Origin of the sequence: Streptosporangium sp. NPDC020072, from assembly GCF_040631445.1 — a bacterium.
GTDB lineage: Bacteria > Actinomycetota > Actinomycetes > Streptosporangiales > Streptosporangiaceae > Streptosporangium.
Map to the genome: position 1 here is coordinate 94,435 of NZ_JBEYAB010000022.1, position 16,496 is coordinate 110,930.

At 72.1% G+C, this 16,496-nt stretch carries 17 protein-coding genes; 4 read left to right on the plus strand and 13 right to left on the minus strand.

All coding sequences use genetic code 11. The features are described 5' to 3' along the window. Positions 1–11 precede the first annotated feature (11 nt). Genes ABZ470_RS38600 through ABZ470_RS38610 form a run of 3 tightly spaced genes read left to right on the plus strand, consistent with a single transcriptional unit; the run spans position 12 to position 2,541 of the window. On the plus strand, positions 12–602 hold the full coding sequence (locus ABZ470_RS38600; RefSeq protein ID WP_352016369.1) for a DUF5998 family protein: 591 nt from the start codon (positions 12–14) through the stop codon (positions 600–602). Then, positions 599–1,732 (plus strand): nucleotide pyrophosphatase/phosphodiesterase family protein, encoded by a 1,134-nt coding sequence (locus ABZ470_RS38605; RefSeq protein ID WP_362917796.1) that lies wholly within the window; start codon positions 599–601, stop codon positions 1,730–1,732. The genes ABZ470_RS38600 and ABZ470_RS38605 overlap by 4 nt, the downstream gene beginning before the upstream one ends. Beyond that, positions 1,729–2,541: a sulfurtransferase gene (locus tag ABZ470_RS38610; protein ID WP_362781815.1), complete on the plus strand. Its 813-nt coding sequence runs from the start codon at positions 1,729–1,731 to the stop codon at positions 2,539–2,541. Before ABZ470_RS38605 ends, ABZ470_RS38610 begins: the two co-directional genes overlap by 4 nt. On the opposite strand, the gene ABZ470_RS38615 is transcribed toward ABZ470_RS38610, so the two are convergent. Genes ABZ470_RS38615 through ABZ470_RS38630 form a run of 4 tightly spaced genes read right to left on the minus strand, consistent with a single transcriptional unit; the run spans position 2,481 to position 7,064 of the window. Beyond that, on the minus strand, positions 2,481–4,910 hold the full coding sequence (locus tag ABZ470_RS38615) for a CHAT domain-containing protein (protein ID WP_362917798.1): 2,430 nt from the start codon (positions 4,908–4,910) through the stop codon (positions 2,481–2,483). The two genes, ABZ470_RS38610 and ABZ470_RS38615, sit on opposite strands and share 61 nt — an antisense overlap. Beyond that, positions 4,911–5,378, minus strand: a complete 468-nt coding sequence (locus ABZ470_RS38620) for a hypothetical protein (protein WP_352016373.1) — start codon at positions 5,376–5,378, stop codon at positions 4,911–4,913. Next, positions 5,375–5,992 (minus strand): sigma-70 family RNA polymerase sigma factor, encoded by a 618-nt coding sequence (locus ABZ470_RS38625; protein WP_362917800.1) that lies wholly within the window; start codon positions 5,990–5,992, stop codon positions 5,375–5,377. The genes ABZ470_RS38620 and ABZ470_RS38625 overlap by 4 nt, the downstream gene beginning before the upstream one ends. A 19-nt stretch (positions 5,993–6,011) precedes the next feature. Further along, positions 6,012–7,064, minus strand: a complete 1,053-nt coding sequence (locus ABZ470_RS38630) for a S8/S53 family peptidase (protein WP_352016375.1) — start codon at positions 7,062–7,064, stop codon at positions 6,012–6,014. A 201-nt stretch (positions 7,065–7,265) separates the two neighbouring features. Between ABZ470_RS38630 and ABZ470_RS38635 the strand changes: the two genes are divergently transcribed. Then, the gene (locus ABZ470_RS38635) at positions 7,266–7,760 is read left to right on the plus strand and encodes a DUF3145 domain-containing protein (RefSeq protein ID WP_352016376.1); all 495 of its coding nucleotides are present in this window, start codon (positions 7,266–7,268) and stop codon (positions 7,758–7,760) included. 252 nt (positions 7,761–8,012) lie between these two features. Here the strand turns inward: ABZ470_RS38635 and ABZ470_RS38640 are convergent, their stop codons facing one another. From ABZ470_RS38640 to ABZ470_RS38680, 9 genes are all read right to left on the minus strand, one after another. Continuing rightward, positions 8,013–9,434 (minus strand): carboxyl transferase domain-containing protein, encoded by a 1,422-nt coding sequence (locus ABZ470_RS38640; RefSeq protein ID WP_352016377.1) that lies wholly within the window; start codon positions 9,432–9,434, stop codon positions 8,013–8,015. Between the two features lie 12 nt (positions 9,435–9,446). Beyond that, the gene (gene fabF, locus ABZ470_RS38645; RefSeq protein WP_352016378.1) at positions 9,447–10,679 is read right to left on the minus strand and encodes a beta-ketoacyl-ACP synthase II; all 1,233 of its coding nucleotides are present in this window, start codon (positions 10,677–10,679) and stop codon (positions 9,447–9,449) included. Between the two features lie 57 nt (positions 10,680–10,736). Further along, entirely contained in the window at positions 10,737–10,976 is a 240-nt protein-coding gene (locus tag ABZ470_RS38650; protein WP_352016379.1) for an acyl carrier protein, read from the minus strand. A gap of 75 nt (positions 10,977–11,051) precedes the next feature. Then, positions 11,052–12,008, minus strand: a complete 957-nt coding sequence (locus ABZ470_RS38655) for a beta-ketoacyl-ACP synthase III (protein ID WP_352016380.1) — start codon at positions 12,006–12,008, stop codon at positions 11,052–11,054. Then, positions 12,005–12,901, minus strand: a complete 897-nt coding sequence (locus tag ABZ470_RS38660; protein WP_362781831.1) for an ACP S-malonyltransferase — start codon at positions 12,899–12,901, stop codon at positions 12,005–12,007. The genes ABZ470_RS38655 and ABZ470_RS38660 overlap by 4 nt, the downstream gene beginning before the upstream one ends. 117 nt (positions 12,902–13,018) lie before the next feature. Then, positions 13,019–14,128, minus strand: coding sequence for a helix-turn-helix domain-containing protein (locus ABZ470_RS38665; RefSeq protein WP_352016428.1), 1,110 nt, complete (start codon positions 14,126–14,128; stop codon positions 13,019–13,021). 189 nt (positions 14,129–14,317) lie between these two features. Further along, positions 14,318–14,794 carry a DUF350 domain-containing protein gene (locus ABZ470_RS38670; RefSeq protein ID WP_352016382.1) on the minus strand — a complete coding sequence of 159 codons (477 nt, stop codon included), beginning with the start codon at positions 14,792–14,794 and terminating at the stop codon, positions 14,318–14,320. A gap of 51 nt (positions 14,795–14,845) precedes the next feature. Next, positions 14,846–16,006 (minus strand): glutathionylspermidine synthase family protein, encoded by a 1,161-nt coding sequence (locus ABZ470_RS38675; protein ID WP_362781835.1) that lies wholly within the window; start codon positions 16,004–16,006, stop codon positions 14,846–14,848. A 9-nt stretch (positions 16,007–16,015) separates the two neighbouring features. Further along, the gene (locus ABZ470_RS38680; RefSeq protein ID WP_352016384.1) at positions 16,016–16,450 is read right to left on the minus strand and encodes a hypothetical protein; all 435 of its coding nucleotides are present in this window, start codon (positions 16,448–16,450) and stop codon (positions 16,016–16,018) included. Between the last annotated feature and the right edge of the window lie 46 nt (positions 16,451–16,496).

Below are 16,496 nucleotides of genomic sequence, written 5' to 3' on the forward strand. Positions count from 1 at the left end.
AGGATGGACCCATGAGGGAAACCCGACTCTCGGCCGCCGGTCTGCGCGAGGCAATCGATCGCAGCGGCTATTATCCCGACCTGGTCGCCGACGCGGTCGACTCCGCCCTGGGCAAGGAGCAGGTGAGCGCCTACGTGGTGCACCACGAGGCCACCTTCGACCCCGCCATGGAGGTGCGCAGACACGTCACCGTCCTGGTGCTCACCCCCACCCGCCTGCTGGTCTGCCACACCGACGAGCACTCGCCGGTCGAGGGGGTCTCGGTCTCGCACGCCTCGACGACCACCGAGGCCGTGCGCCTGAGCAGGATCCAGTCGGTCGCCGTGACCAGGGTCGTCCCCGACCCGGCCTCCTACGTGCCGGGTGTGCCGCCGAACGAGGTCACCCTCACCATCGGCTGGGGGGCCATCTCCCACGTGGACCTCGAGCCCGCGACCTGCGGCGACGAGAACTGCGAGGCCGACCACGGATACACCGGCGCCATCACGGCCGACGACCTGTCCCTGAGGGTGAGCGAGGCGGCCGACGGCCCCGAGGCCGTCTCACACGTGCTGGCCTTCGCCAAGGCGCTCTCCGAGGCCACCGCCCACGCCGCCTCATGACCGCCCCGCTGCTCCCCGCGTACGGCACGGCCTCCCTGGCCGACCTGTCCCGCTCACTGCTGGCCGTGCTCGGAGTGGAGGGCCACGGCAACCCGCTGGGGCTCGAAGCCGCCCGGCACGTCCTGGTGTTCCTCGTCGACGGCCTGGGCGCCGAACTGCTCGACGCCCACCCGGAGGCGGCCCCGTTCCTGTCCGCGCGACGGGCCAGGGTGCTCACCGCGGGCTTTCCCGCGACCACCGCGACCAGCCTCGGCACGCTGGGCACCGGCCTGCCGCCGGGCGAGCACGGCATGCTCGGCTACCAGCTCGCCATGCCCGGCACGGGCCATCTGCTCAACTGCCTGCGCTGGACCTCGGCGGGCCCGACGGTCCCGCCCGACGAGTGGCAGCCGACCCCGACCGTCTTCGAACGCGCCGCGGCGGCCGGTGTCTCCGTGAGTTACGTCGCCCCGTCCGCGTTCGGGCCGACCGCGTTCAACCGGGCCGTCTACCGGGGCACGGACTTCTTCGGCGCCGACGCGCTCGACGACCGGGTCGAGGGCGCGCGCGTGGCCCTGACCCGCCCCCGCTCCCACGTGACGGTCTACTACGGCGACCTCGACGCCGCGGGCCACCGGTTCGGCTGGGGCTCCCCGCAGTGGCTCGACCGGCTCGCCGTCGTCGACCAACTCGCCGAACGGCTCGCGGGCACCCTCCCGCAGGGGGCCGCGATGTACGTCACCGCCGACCACGGCATGGTCAACGTCGCCGAGTTGATCGACGTGGACGGCCCGGAGGAACGCGGCGCCGCGCTGCGCGAGGGCGTGGCCCTGCTCGGCGGCGACACCCGGGTCAGGCACATCTACACCGCCCCAGGCGCCACACAGGCCGTGCTCGGCACCTGGCGTGAGCTCCTGGCGGGCAGGGCGTGGGTCGTCTCCCGGCAGGAAGCCGTCGAGTCGGGCTGGTTCGGGCCCCAGGTGCGGCCGGACTGGCTGCTCAGGATCGGCGACGTCCTGGCTGTGCCGTACACCGACTGCGCGATCACCGCCTCGGTCAGGGAGCCGTTCGAGTCGTCGTTCGTCGGCGTCCACGGCTCCCTGACCACCGCGGAGCAGCATGTTCCCTTGCTGGAGGTAAGCACCCGATGAGCCCGCTGATCACCCCGTCCGAGCTGTCCGCCCTGACCGGGGCGACGATCCTGGACGTCCGCTGGAAGCTGGGCGGCCCGCCGGGGGTCGACTCCTACCGCGAGGGGCACATCCCCGGCGCCGTCTTCTGCGACCTGAACGCCGACCTCGCCGCCCCCGCGGGGGAGGGGGGCCGTCACCCGCTGCCCTCCGCCGAGCACTTCCAGGAGGCCATGCGCCGCCTGGGCGTCTCCGGCTCCCGTACGGTCGTGGTCTACGACGAGGCCGACTCGACCGCCGCCGCCCGGGCCTGGTGGACGCTGCGCCACTTCGGCCATCCGGACGTCCGGGTCCTGGACGGCGGCCTGCGCGCGTGGACCGCCGAGGGGCTGCCTCTCGCCGAGGGCGACCAGGAGACGGCCCAGGGCGACTTCACCGCCCGCCCCGGCGGGATGCCCGTGCTCGACGCGGACCAGGCCGCCGAACTCGCCAAGGACGGGGTTCTGCTGGACGCCCGCGCTGCGGAGCGCTACCGGGGAGAGGTCGAACCGATCGATCCCGTCGCGGGGCACATTCCCGGCGCGGTCAGCGCCCCCACCGGAGAGAACGTCGACCCCTCCGGGCGTTTCCACCTGCCCGACTTCCTGCGCGAGCGGTTCAACACGCTCGGCGCGGTCCCCGGCGTTCGGGTCGGCGCCTACTGCGGGTCAGGCGTGACGGCCGCCCACGAGGTGCTGGCGCTCGACGTCGCGGGCATCCCGGCCGCCCTCTACGTCGGCTCCTGGTCCAACTGGGTCGCCGACCCCGCGCGGCCCGTCGCCACCGGCTGATCGCCGTACCCCAGGCAGACGAAACCGGCCACCCCCGTCTTCGCGTTCGCCGTGGCGAGCGCCTGGGCGGGGCAGTGGCCCGCGGCCAGCAGTTCGTGGAAGACCGTCATCAGGTCGAGGGTCTCCTCGTCGCGTACCGGCACCAGGCTGGCCACCACGCACTGCGTCCCCAGCGACAGGAAGGCACCCGCCAGCCCCAGCGGAGCTCCGTCCGCGGGGGCATGGGCCATCCCGGCGTCACACGCCGAAAGCACGACCAGCCTGGGCGGAACGCGCAGCCGAAGCAGGTCGTAGGCCATCAGTCTGCCATCCTCAAGATCGATGCCGGACAACAGCGGGCTGCGGGAGCAGAACGTGCCGTGCGCGGCCAGGTGCGCGACCCCGGTCCCGGGCAGTGCCGTGACCACCTCGGGACGCAGCGCCGGGATCCGCTCGGCACCGGGATGACGGGCGGCGACCATCTCCGCCTCCGCCTCGGCGTGCAGCAGCCCCGGTCCGGCGGCCACCACGACCCTCCCCGCCCCCGCCCCCGCGGCCCGCACCCGCCCGCCGGCCAGCCAGGAAGCGGCCGAGGAGGCCACCGAGACCCGGCGCCCGGAGTTCGACGGCAGGACCGGCCACGGCAGGGTGTGCAGCGCCCCGGTCGGTACGACCACCAGCGCCCTGTCACCCAGGACTCCCGACAGGGGATCGAGCAGCAGACGTTCGAGCAGGGCCGCCTCCCCGGCGACGTCTGCCGCCCGCCCATCGCGCAGATGCGCCCTGCGCAGGCCGTACCTGAGCCGCACAACGGCCTCCGCGACGGCGGAGAAGGAGCCGAGACGGCGTAGCGAGACCCGTTCTGGCGAGACCGCGACGGCGACCAACTCGTCGCCGTTCCTGGCGAACTCGACCAGGACCGCGTCGCCGAGCGCCGCCCGGAGCTCCGCGACGCCGGGGACCCGTGACCGTCCAGAACCACCCGCGACGGCCCGCCACCGCTCGGCCCAGGCCAGGAGCGTACGGCCCCGCCCGGTGCGCAGGGCCAGCGTGAGCCCGAATTCGGCCAGCGGTTCACCGGCCTTGGCCGCGTGGGCGCGGACCCGAGGGTCCCCCGCGGTGGCCGTACGGGCGGCGACCTCGGACAGACCGGCCCTGACCTCGGCGAACGCCCCACGCCTGTCTCCGGCGAGCTCCCGTTTCAGCGCCGAGGCGTGCCGGGAGACCACTCCGGGACCACGGGTGAGCCGGTCGAGCTGGCCGTCGGCGGCCGCGCGGTCGCCGACCAGCAGCGCGACCTCTGCGGCGGTGAGCCTCAGCTCTCCGGCGACCTCCGCGTGCCCGGCCTCGTCGAGGTTGTCGGCACAGGCGAGCAACTCGGTGAGCAACTCCCGGGTCGGTGAGCCGAGAGCCAGCCGGGCCCTCAGGGCGATCTCCGTCGTGAGCGGCACCAGGGCGGCGCGTTCCTGCGCGGTCAGGGTGGCGCCCGCGCGCTCGGCGGTCTGCAGGGCGCGGTGCGGCTCACCCGTGCGCAACTCGGCCCTGGCCAGCAGCAGAAGGGCCTCGGCCAGGGCGCCCTGCGCGCCCGCCGCGATGAGTTCGGGCACCGCCAGGTCGAGCAGCACCCGCGCCTCGCCCGGCAGATGGGCGGCGACCAGTGCCTCGGCTAGGTCGCAACGCGTCGTGGCCAGCCGCTCCGGATAGCCGAACAGGCTGTCCTCGGCACGCCGGTAGGCGGCGAAGGCGGCGGGCAGATCGCCGCGCCGCGCGGCGAGGAAGGGCAGGTTCCCCTCGGCGAGGGCGACCACATGGTCGAGACCGGCCCGGCCGGCCAGCTCGGCGCAGCGGGCCAGGTCGGACTCCGCCGCCTCGAACTCTCCCAGGAAGGCCCGCGCCAGCCCTCGGTTCAGCAGGGCCCCGGAGAGGAACCTGGGGTCCTCCTCCAGCAGGCCGACGGCCCGGTCGCACTGGTCGGCGGCCTCCGCGTAGCGGCCGAGCCTGGCCAGGGCCACCGCCCGATGGACCCCGAGCTTGGCCACCTCGACCGGCCTGAGGTACGGCTCGGCCGCGGCGGCGACGGTGAGGGCCTGCGTGGGACGGCCGAGCTCGGCGTTGACGTGGACCAGGGAGAGACGGGCCTGGGCCGCCCTGTGCCGCAGCCCCGCCGCCAGCGCGATGCCGACGGCCCTGCTCAGATGGCTCTCGGCCAGTGGGAGATCTCCCAGCTCCCTGGCGGCCAGCGCCAGAGCCCGATGGGCGATCGTGGCGGCCTCGTCGGGGACCGTCATCGAGCGCAACACCTCACGTGCCAGCTCTCCGGCTCGCGCGGGGTCACTGCCGGACGTCTCCAGCGCCAGCTCCGCGGCGGCGACCGCCTCGTCCGGCACCACCTAGGGACGGATCCGGGTCCAGCTGGTGACGACCGGGCTGTGGCCGGGACGCCTGCACACCACGCTGAACCAGCCGGGCGGCAACCCGGTGACGGCGAACTGGCCCGTCGCGGACAGCTCACGCGACGCGGTGAGGTGAGGGGTGCGCACCTCGACCGTCGTGCCGGCCTCGGGGAGGGGGGAGACCTGTCCCGCCAGGTCGACCAGGCCGTCGACGGGGACGATCTCCAGCTCGACGACGAGACCGGCGGCGCTGAAGCGCAGCAGCCGTGCCCCCTCGGCGGACCGCACGCCGGCCGGGGCGGGCGTGGACACCGGGATCGCGGTCGAGGCGCCGGGCACCCGAAGGCCGAAGGCCGCCCTGGACGCCGAGAGGACGTGTGCCGGGACGGGGTCCTTACCCGCGGCCAGGCGGAGCGCCGCGACCAGGGACTCGTCGTCGATCGCGGGGGGACGGCGGGTGGTCACGGTTGCGCCTCCTGGGCGGTGAGCATGGTGCGTAGCCGGTTCAGGCAGCGCCCTCTGGTGGGGCCGTAGCTGCCGCTGGGCATGCCCAGCCGTACGGCGAGCTGGTGGACCCCCGCGTCCGGCGCGGTGGCCATCAGCAGGAGCAGCGAACGGCAGGGCTCGTGCATCGTCTCGACGGTGCGCCACAGCCGGCGGCCCTCTTCGGCGGAGAGCACGGTCAACGCCGGATCGGGGTGGACGGCGTGGTCGGCCCGCGAGGGGCCGGGCTCGGCCCGCTCGGCGGCGGCGGGGTCGGCGACGAGCCGCTCGCCCCGGGTGCGCCTGCTCAGGAGAGAGGCCTCACGTCTGGCCGTGGTGAGCAGCCAGGAACCGATCCGCTCGGGGTCGCGTATGGTGTGCAGGCTCTCGACCAGCCGCAGCCACGTGCCCTGCACCACGTCCGCGGCGTCCGCCGCGCTGAGGCCGTGGGCGCGGGCCACCGACCAGAGCCTGCCGGAGAAGCGGGTCACCAGCGCGTCCCACGCGGCCTGGTCGCCTGCCAGCGCGGCGTCGATCGTCTGCTGGTCACTCACCGGCGCCTCCGAGACCACGGCGAACACACTTCGTGTTTGCATGAAGACTTTGGGTGAGACTTTACCTTGGCGTGGGCACGACGACCCCCAGATCCGGAATTCGCCGGTTGCGGGTGGGATCGAGAACGTGGGCCGCCGCCTCCTTCGGGGTACGCTCCCCGGTCGCAGCGGCGATCGCTCCGCTGACCACGGCCGCGGCGAAGGAGGTCCCGCTCCATCCGGCGTAGCCGCGGAACGCTCCATGGCGCAGGAAGGCGCTGCGCAGCCACTCGCCGCGTGTCCAGGCGTCCACCCACGGGCCGTGCGCGGAGAACGGCGCCCGGGCCTGCTCGGCCGCGTCGAGCGCGCCCACCGCGACCACTCCGGGCAGGGCGGCGGGCCAGAACGGGCGGGTCGAGGCCGTGTTGCCCGCGCAGGCGACGACGGCGGTCGAGGACAATCCGGCCAGCGCGGTCTCGACCAGCGGGGAGGGCCTGTCGTCGAAGGTGTGGCAGCCGAGGGAGAGGTTGAGCACCTGCGGTGGATCGTTCGCGAGCCTGCCCAGGACGCGCAGCAGCGCCGCCTCGTCTCCCAGGCCCCGGCCGTCCAGCACCCGTAGCGGGCGGATCCGTGCCCCGGGGGCCGCGCGCAGCACCAGGCCGGTGACGAAGGTGCCGTGCCCCGCCTGAGGGTCCAGCAGGCCGTCGCGGTCGGTGTCGGGAACCTCGGTCTCCTGCCGTCCCTCTCCGAACCAGGTCCGTTCCCGCCACCAGGGATGCGGGGCGAGGCCGGTGTCGGCGACCGCGACGGTCACCCCGCTTCCGGGGCTTCCTCCCGGCGCGGGGACGGGGTCGACGGGGAAGGGCCGTGAGGCGGGGCCGCCGAAGAAGAGGGGCTGGCCGACCAGCACGTGGTTGGGTGACGCACTGTGACCTTGGTCACGTAGCGTGGCCACCAGTTCGCAGACGTCCACGCCGGGCGAGAGCCGTACGCGGAAGACTCCGTCGGTCTCGGCGACCGCGATCGTCCACCGCTCGGCGGCCTCCGCGCCGAGGGCGTCGGTGAGCAACTGGCCGGGCCTGATCAGGGAGATCACTCCCGCGACGGGCTCCACACGGGTGATGTCGGCGTCCATCCGGTACTCCAGGGTTGATCACCAGGTCGATGGGTGTTTTCCTTTCAGAGGATGCCGCAGACGCGTCTGCGCGTCGCAACATCTCGGTATGACCCCCCTCTGGTGCGGCGTCACAACCGACGGTAGTCTTCCTTCAGTCACTTGTGATCATCCTGGCGAGGCCGTTGGGGAAGGCGCACCTCGTACGAAACGGGAGGTCCGGTGTCTGCTCGTGGCGTGCTCTACGTCCACTCAGCTCAGCCTGCGCTGTGCCCTCATATCGAATGGGCGGTCGCAGGTGTCCTTGGCGTGCCCGTAGACCTGACCTGGACTCCACAGCCCGCCGCGCCCGGTCACGTGCGCGCCCAGGCCGAGTGGGAGGGGCGGCCGGGAACCGCGGCGGCCATCACCTCGTCCTTGATGGGCTGGCAACGGATCCGATTCGAGATCACGGAGGACGCCACACCAGGCGCCGACGGGTCACGCAATGCCTACACCCCCTCACTCGGCGCCTTCACGGCGGTGATCGGGGCCGCGGGCGACATCCTGATCCCCGAGGACCGGCTGCGCTCGGCCATGCTGATGGCCCGCCAGGGCAGGGTGGTCCTTGAGGAGGAGCTGGATCGCATGCTCGGCAAACAGTGGGACGCCGAGCTTGAGTCCTTCCGCTACGCGGGCGAGGGCGCCCCGGTCCGCTGGCTGCACGCCGCGGTGTGACCCGGCGGCCCGTCACGGACGGTGACCGCCCCGGCGTCCCCTCCTCCTACGGCTTCGCCCCCCGGAGAGCGCTTCCCCGAACGGGCGGTGGAGCACCCGCCCGCGCTCCCTCCCGGGGTGAGGTCCTGCGCGGGCGCGGCACCGTCCGGGGCCGCCGCGGGCCTTCCCGGAACCGGGGGGAAAGCACGACGCCCCCGGCGGCGTGAGCCGCGCGGGGGCGTCGCAGAAGCGTGGTGTGACGGCGGGATCAGGTCACAGCGGGATGTTGCCGTGGGCGCCCCGGGCCGGAGTCGCCTGGGCGAGCACCTTGGCGATGGCTCCCCGGGTCTCCTCGGGCTTGATGACCTCGTCGATGACGCCGATCTCGATGGCCCTCTGGAGCCCGCCCGCGAGGAGTTCGTGCTCCTCGGCGAGCCTGGTCTCAAGCGCGGCGCGCTCGTCCTCAGGGGCGGCGGCCAGTTCGCGCCGCTTCAGGATGCGCACCGCGGCGACCGCGCCCATGACCGCGATCTGGGCGGTCGGCCAGCCGAAGACCTTGGTCGCGCCCAGGGAGCGGGAGTTCATCGCGATGTAGGCGCCGCCGTACGCCTTGCGGGTTATCAGGGTGACGCGCGGGACCGAGGCCTCGGCGAAGGCGTGCAGGAGCTTGGCGCCGCGGCGGACCACACCGTCGTGCTCCTGACCGACGCCGGGCAGGTAACCGGGGACGTCGACCAGGACGACCAGCGGCACCCCGAAGGCATCGCACATACGGACGAACCGTGCGGCCTTCTCCGCCGAGGTGGCGTCGAGACAGCCGCCGAGACGCATCGGGTTGTTGGCGACGACGCCGACGGTCCGGCCGCCGAGACGGCCGAGCGTGGTGACGACGTTCGGCGCCCACTTGGCGTGCAACTCGACTCCGGGCTCGTCCAGGAGCCCCTTGACCAGCGGCTTGATGTCGTAGGCGCGGCGGGGGTTGTCCGGCAGCAGGTCGGAGAAGTCGACCTCGTCGAGGTCGGTGCGGACCCTGCCCTGGTGGCCCAGCAGCACCGCCAGGCGGCGGGCCTGCAGGTAGGCGTCGGTCTCGGTCTTGGTGACGATGTGGACCACGCCGCTGCGCTTGCTGTGCGGCTCGGGGCCGCCGAGGGCGGCCATGTCGATCTGCTCGCCGGTGACGCTGCGCACCACGTCGGGGCCGGTGACGAAGATGCGGCCCTCGTCGGCCAGGATCACGATGTCGGTCAGCGCGGGGCCGTAGGCGGCGCCGCCCGCCGCGGGGCCGACGACCACGGAGAGCTGCGGGACGACTCCGGAGGCCCGGGTCATGGCGGCGAAGACACGGCCGACCGCGTGCAGCGACTCGGCGCCCTCGGCGAGCCGTGCGCCGCCGGAGTGCCACACGCCGATGATCGGGACCCGCTCGCGGACCGCGACGTCGTAGGCGTGCACGATGTGCTCGCACCCCTGGCTGCCCATCGCGCCGCCCTGCATCCGGGCGTCGCTGACGAAGACCACGACGGGGACGCCCTCAACGCGACCCATCGCCGCCAGCGCCCCGCTGCGGTCCACAGGAGAGATCAGCCTGATCGATCCCTCGTCGAGGAGGGCGGCCAGACGCACCTGGGGGTCGCGGGGATCGTCGGCCTCCTTGTCGGAGGCGTCGTTCACCACCCTGTTGTCGAGCACAGTCATCACGGGCTCCTGTCAGATGCTGGTGAAGGCCACGGCGACGTCGTGTCCGCCGAACCCGAAGGAGTTGTTGATCGCGGCGATCTGGCCGTCGGGCAGCGCGCGCGGCTTGTCACGCACGATGTCCACCTCGACGCCCTCGTCGAGCTCGTCGATGTTGATCGTGGCGGGGGCGATCCGCTCGTGCAGCGCCAGGATGGTGAAGACCGACTCGATGCCACCGGCGCCGCCGAGCAGGTGCCCGGTCATCGACTTGGTGCTGGTGACCAGCGGGTGGTTGCCGATGACCTCGCTGATCGCAACCGTCTCGACCACGTCACCCGCGGGGGTGGAGGTCGCGTGCGCGTTGATGTGCTTGATGTCGGCACCGGTCAGGCCGGAGTTCTCCAGGACGCGGCGCATGGCCAGCATGACGCCCGCGCCGAGGGGCTCGGGCTGGGCGATGTGGTGCGCGTCGGCTGAGTAACCGACGCCCGCCGCCACCGCGTAGATCTTGGCGCCACGCGCGAGGGCGTGCTCCTCGGACTCCAGCACCACGATGCCGGCGCCCTCACCGAGCACGAATCCGTCACGGCTCTTGTCCCAGGGCCGCGAGGCGAGGTGGGGCGCGTCGTTGCGGGTGGACATCGCGCGCATGGCGGCGAAGGAACCGATGTTCAGCGGGTGGATGGCCGCCTCGGTGCCGCCCGCGACCACCACGTCGGCACGTCCGGAGCGGATCATCTCGATGCCGTATCCGATCGACTCGGCACCGGTGGCGCAGGCGCTCACGGTCGCGTGCACGCCGGCGCGGGCGCCGATCTCGATGCCGATCCAGCCTGCGGCGCCGTTGGGCATCAGCATCGGCACGGTGAAGGGCGACAGTCGCTGCCAGCCCCTCTCCTTGAAGGTGTCGTAGGCGGCCAGGACCGTGGTGATGCCGCCGATGCCGCTGCCGACGACCACGCCGAGACGCTCGGGGTCGACCTTGTCGATCGCGGCGTGCGCCCAGGCCTCACGGGCCGCGACCAGCGCGAACTGCTCCGCGCGGTCCAGCCGCCGTGCCTCCGGCCGGGGCAGAACCTCGGTCGGGTCCACGGCGGCCGCGGCTGCGAACTTCACCGGGACTGAGTCGACCCAGTCCTCGGTGAGGTTGCGAACCCCCGACTGACCGGCGAGAAGCGCCGACCAGGACGAGGCGACGTTCCCACCGAGGGGCGTGGTCGCGCCGAGCCCGGTGACGACGACGCGTACCTGGTCTGTGTTCACTGTCTTGCGCTCCTTGTGATTCGCGGGCCGAAGCCGGTAGGTGTCCAGAGACCTTTCTCAGTTCTGGATGAAACCGATGACGTCCTTGACGGTCTTGAGGTTCTTGAGCTGCTCGTCGGGGATCTCGACGCCGAACTCGTCCTGGGCGGCGACGGCGATCTCGACCATGGACAGCGAGTCGATGTCGAGGTCGTCAACGAAGCTCTTCTCCGGGCTGACCTCGGAGGCCGGAATCCCGGTGATCTCGTTGATGATCTTGCCGATACCAGCGAGGATCTCCTGCTCGGTCAGGGCCATGTCGAGTGTTCTCCTTGGGATTGGGTGGTGATGTTGGGTCTTCTTGGGTTTTGCACGGCCGGAGCCGTACAAGCTCTAGGGGATCTCGACGACCTGGCCGGCATAGGTGAGGCCGGCGCCGAAACCGAGTAGCAGGGCGAGTCCGCCCGACTGGACCTCGCCGCGTTCGACCATCCGGGACAGGGCCAGCGGGACCGAGGCGGCGGAGGTGTTGCCCGCCAGGACGATGTCCCTGGCGATGACGGCGTTCTCCGCGCCGATCTTGCGGGCGATGGCTTCGATGATGCGCAGGTTGGCCTGGTGGGGCACGAAGGCCGCGAGGTCGGCGGGGTCGACTCCGGCGGCCTCGCAGACCTGCTTGGCCACCGGGTGCAGGGCCGTGGTGGCCCAGCGGAAGACCGTCTGGCCCTCCTGGGTCAGGTGGGAGGCGCGGTCCTTGATCATGATCGCCTCGGACTTGTCGCCCGCGCTGCCCCACACGACGGGGCCGATGCCCGGGGTCTGCGAAGGGCCGACGACCGCGGCTCCCGCACCGTCGGCGAAGATCACCGCGGTGCTCCTGTCGGTCCAGTCGATCCACTGGGAGAGCTTCTCGGTGCCGATGACCAGGACGTTGGTCGCCGATCCCGAGCGGATGGCGTCGTCGGCGACGGCCAGGGCGTAGCAGAAGCCGGAGCAGGCGGTGTTCACGTCGAACGCGCCCGGAGACTCGATGCCGAGGCGGGTGGCGACCCTGGCGGCGGCGTTGGGGATCTGGGCTTCGAGCGTGCAGGTGGCGACGATCACCAGGTCGATGTCGGAGGCCGAGAGCCCGCTGGTGGCCAGGGCCTTGCCGCCCGCCTGCACGGCGAGGTCGATCTCGGACTCGGAGGCGGGGGCGATCCGGCGCTCCTTGATGCCGACCCGGCTCTGGATCCACTCGTCGTTGGTCTCCATGGTCGCCGCGAGATCGTCGTTGGTGACCACGTTGGACGGCTGGTAGTGGCCCAGTGCCAGGATCTTCGCGCCCGGAGCGCCCTGCCGTACTTTCACTTGAGGGCCTCTCGTGCCGCGTCCAGGTCGTCGGGGGTCTTCAGGGGGACGGCCTTCACGCCGCGCAGGGCGCGCTTGGCCAGGCCGGTCAGGGTGCCGCCGGGGGTCAGCTCGATCATCGTGGTGACGCCCATGTCGGCCATGGTCGTCATGCAGGCGTTCCAGCGGACCGGGTTGGCGATCTGGTTGACCAGGCGCTCGACGAACTCGGCGCCGCCGGCGACCGCGGCGCCGTCGGCGTTGGACAGCAGCGTGACGGCGGGGTCGTTCGGGGTGATGGCGGCGGCGGCCGTACGCAGACGGTCGACGGCGGGGGCCATGTGCTCGGTGTGGAAGGCGCCCGCGACCGACAGGGCGATCAGCCTGGCACGGGCGGGCGGGTCGGCCTTGAACTCCTCGATCTGGGCCAGGGTGCCGCCCGCGACGATCTGCCCGGCACCGTTGACGTTGGCGGGGGTGAGACCGTGCTTGTCGATGGCGGCGAGCACGTCCTCCTCCTCGCCGCCGAGGACGGCGATCATGCCGGTCTCGGTGACCGCGGCGGCCTCGGCCATGGCCAGGCCGCGCTCGCGCACGAGGGTCAGGGACTGCTCGGGGGTCAGCACCCCGGCCAGCGCGGCGGCGGTCAGCTCGCCCACGCTGTGCCCGGCGACGACGTCGGGGGAGGCCCCGAGGACCTCGGCGACGGCCAGCCCGGCGGCTACGAGCAGTGGCTGAGCCACCGCGGTGTCACGGATCTCGTCCGCTCCCGCGGTGGTCCCGTAGGAGATCAGGTCGAGACCGATCAGGTCGGACCACGCGGACAGGCGGTCCGCCAGACCCGGTAGCTCAAGCCACGGGGTCAGGAAGCCTGGAGTCTGGGCGCCTTGGCCCGGCGCGACGAGTACGAGCACGAACCCCAGCGTGCCCTGTAGAACTTCGCTACACGGATAGGGATTCTGACGAACTTTGTGTTCACTCTCTTGTAGGAAGCCTACAACGGAGGTTTCTTGGAGATTACCGGCAAACCACTATGTGACGTCCGTCTCGGACAAGCGGCCGAGAATGAGCCCGACCTGCAGCGTGAAGGCAGAGCGGCCCTCGGTCGGCTGGTAGCCCGTCAGCTCGGTGATCTTCCGCAGGCGGTAGCGAACCGTGTTCGGGTGCACGAACAGTAACCGGGCCGTGGCTTCGAGGGAAGTGCCCTGCTCCAGATAGGTCGCCAGGGTGTCGAGGAGGGGCGTGCCCGCGAGCGGGACGTAGACGTTCTCGATCAGCTGGCCCCTCGCGTCGGCGTCACCGTCGATGGCCCGCTCGGCCAGCAGGTCCTCCGCGTGGACGGGCCGGGGGGCGTCCGGCCAGCCGGCCGCCGCCCGCAGCCCGGCTATCGCGGCCCTGGCCGAACTGGCGGCCGCCTGCAGGTCGTTCACCTCGGGGCCGATCACGACGGGGCCGGGGCCGAAACGCGGCACCACGTGCCTGGCCGCCGCGCCGACGCTGTCCGCGCCGCCGACGATCACGATCAGGCGGCCGCCCTGGACACCGGCCAGCATGTCGAGGCCGGATCTGCGGCCCCGGTCGCGCAGCCCGTCGATCACCGCCTGCGGGTCGTCGTCCGGCGTCTGCCCGGCCAGCACGACGACGGGGGAGGAGGTCCAGCCGAGCGCCGCGGCCCACGAGTGCAGGCCGTCGTCGACCTCGCCCCTGACCAGGGCGTCCACGATCAACGCCTCAAGGCGCGCGTCCCAGGCGCCGCGCGCCTCCGCCTCGCGCGCGTAGACCTGCGCGGCGGCGAAGGCGACGTCACGGGTGTAGCGGAGCATCGCCTGCTGGAGCTGCGCCTCCCCGCCCGGCGCGGCCAGCTCCCCGGTCTGCGCCTCGACGACCTCGACGACCATGCGGACGATGTCGACCGTCTGCTGCAGCGAGATGGAGCGCTTCAGCTCTCTCGGCGCGGTGCCGAAGAACTCGATGCTGGGGGTCAGGCGGCCCTCTCCGGCGTGCTGGAACCACTCGACGAACGCGGCGATGCCCGCCTGGGCGACCAGCCCGACCCACGACCTGTCCTCGGCGGACAGGGCGCGGAACCACATCAGCCGCTCGTCCATCCTCGACATGGCGGCCGTTCCCAGCGTTCCCATGGCCCGCTCCAGCCTGCGGGTGGTGTCCTGCCGTATCCGGTCCGAGGCGAGATCCCCCTGCCCGGCCCCTGCCACGGCGTCGCTGTGTCTGCTGGCTCTCTCGCTCCGCTCCCTCACGTGATAAGAGTGCCAGGTCGCGAGGGATGCGCCAGCCGCGGCCGGAGGCCCGGGCGCCGATCCCGGGGGCGGTCAGATGACGGCGACGGCCGTGATCAGCCCGATGACCACGTGGGTAACCGCGAGAAGACGTGTGCCCGGCTGCAGGTCGGACTCCGTGACGAGTTCGCGGACGGAGATCCCGACCACCCTGTCGAAGGCGAGCATCGCCACCGTCTGCACGGCGATGCCGGCCAGCCCGAAGACCAGGGTGGCCAGCAGCCCCTCGTGCAGGGCTCCGCCGGAGGACCAGATGGAGGCCGCGACGATCAGTCCGACGGCGGTCAGGCCGGAGGCGGTGAGCATCGTGGCGTTGGGATTGCGGTCGACCCTGATCAACCTGCTGAGCTTGCCGGGGATGGCGAGGTCGATCACGTAGAAGCCGATGATCAGCAGGATCACGCCGAGCACGGCGTAGGAGGCGATGGCGAGGGCGCCGCGGCCGAGGGTCTCGGCGAGCGAGACGGTCTCCGTGCCCGCGATGGCGAGCGGCTGAGGGGTGGGGATCATGGTTCTCTCTTTTCGGGCTCTTCTGGGCTTTCAGGCGGAGCCGAGGGGGCCTCAGAGTTCGATGCGGTGCGGGACGAAGGATGAGGTGTCGTCGGTGACGAGCCCGGATGTCTCGCGGATGCCGACCCCGGCCGCCTCGTCGTGGACGACCCAGGCGCCGAGCACCGGACGCCAGCCGTCGAAGAGCGGCAGCGCCTGGAACTCCTGGTGGACGTGCCCCTCGGCGCCGTAGTCGCCCGGGGTCTCGACGCTCGTGCCGGGGGTGACGATCCGCATGCCCGCGCCCTCCCTGCCGAGCAGTGGCTTGACGATGTAGGAGGTCAGGTCGCGGGGGCCGTCGAGGTAGGCGGGCAGCAGGTTGGGATGGCCGGGGTACAGCTCCCAGAGCACCGCGAGCAGCGCCTTGTTCGACAGCAGCATCTTCCACAGCGGCTCGATCCAGGTCGAGGAGACCTGCTGGCGCACCGCCCTGGCGCCGAAGGGGTCGGCGACGGCCCACTCCCAGGGGTACAGCTTGCACAGGGAGCGGATCACCCGGCGTTCCATGTCGACGAAGCGCAGGTTGAGGCCGTCCCAGCCGATGTCCTCCATGGCCACGGCGATCGTGCTCAGCCCCGCCTGCTCGGCGGTCTCCTGGAGGTAGGCGATCGTCATCGCCTCCTCACCGGTCTCGTCCATCCTGGTCCAGGCGAAGTGTGAGGGCCCGGTCGGCAGCCCCTCGGCTATCTGCCGCCACCGGTCGATGAGCCGTTCGTGGATGGAGTTCCACTGGTCGTCGCCCGGATGGCGGTCACGCAGCCAGAACCACTGCACGACCGAGCTCTCCAGCAGGCTGGTCGGGGTGTCGGCGTTGTACTCGAGCAGCTTGGCCGGGCCGGTTCCGTCGTAGCGCAGGTCGAAGCGGCCGAACAGGTGGGGGTCGCCGCGCCGCCAGGAGTCGGCGATCTCCTGGCCCGCCCACTCCGGCACGGCGAAGTCGGCGTAGCGGCCCCGCTCGACGACGTGCTCGACGGCGTGCAGGCACATCCGGTGCAGTTCCTCCACCTGGGCCTCAAGGCTGAGCACCTCGTCCATGGAGAAGACGTAGTGCGCGCCCTCGTCCCAGTAGGGGCGATCCAGGCCGCCGGGGTGGGCCGTGCGGTGGTAGGCCAGTCCCTGGCTCTCGATGATGGCCTCCCAGCCGTCGCGGGGAGGCGAGGTCTCGCGTCTCATCCGCCCGGGTCAGCTTCCGCCGCTGCCCCAGCGGCTCCCGAAGCCGCCTCGCTGGATGACCGTTCCCTTGCGGGTCGTGATCCGCACGTCGGAGGGACGCACCGTGGTGCCGTGGCCGATCCGGGTCCCCGTCCTCACGCCGCCGTAGTACCACCGGTAGGCGCCGTGGGAGCCGTGGTAGCTGCTCTCGTCGTCATCGTCGCAGTAGTCCTCGTCGACGACCGTGTACGAGCCGTCCGGCTGGTAGCTGTTGAGGTCGACGCACTCGGCCCCGACCTCCTCGTAGTCGTCCTGCGCCGAGCAGTAGCCGATCAGGAGCAGCGAGACGACACCGATCCCGGTGAGGGTGATGACCTTCGTCGCCTTGGACCCCGAGGGGGTGACGTCGTGCTTTCCGCCGGAGTTCCGGCCGGCGGCCAGGGGGTGTTTCGGACTTGCGGCCATCGGGCTCCAATGAGATACGTCGACACAGGGTATCGGTGCTGTTTTG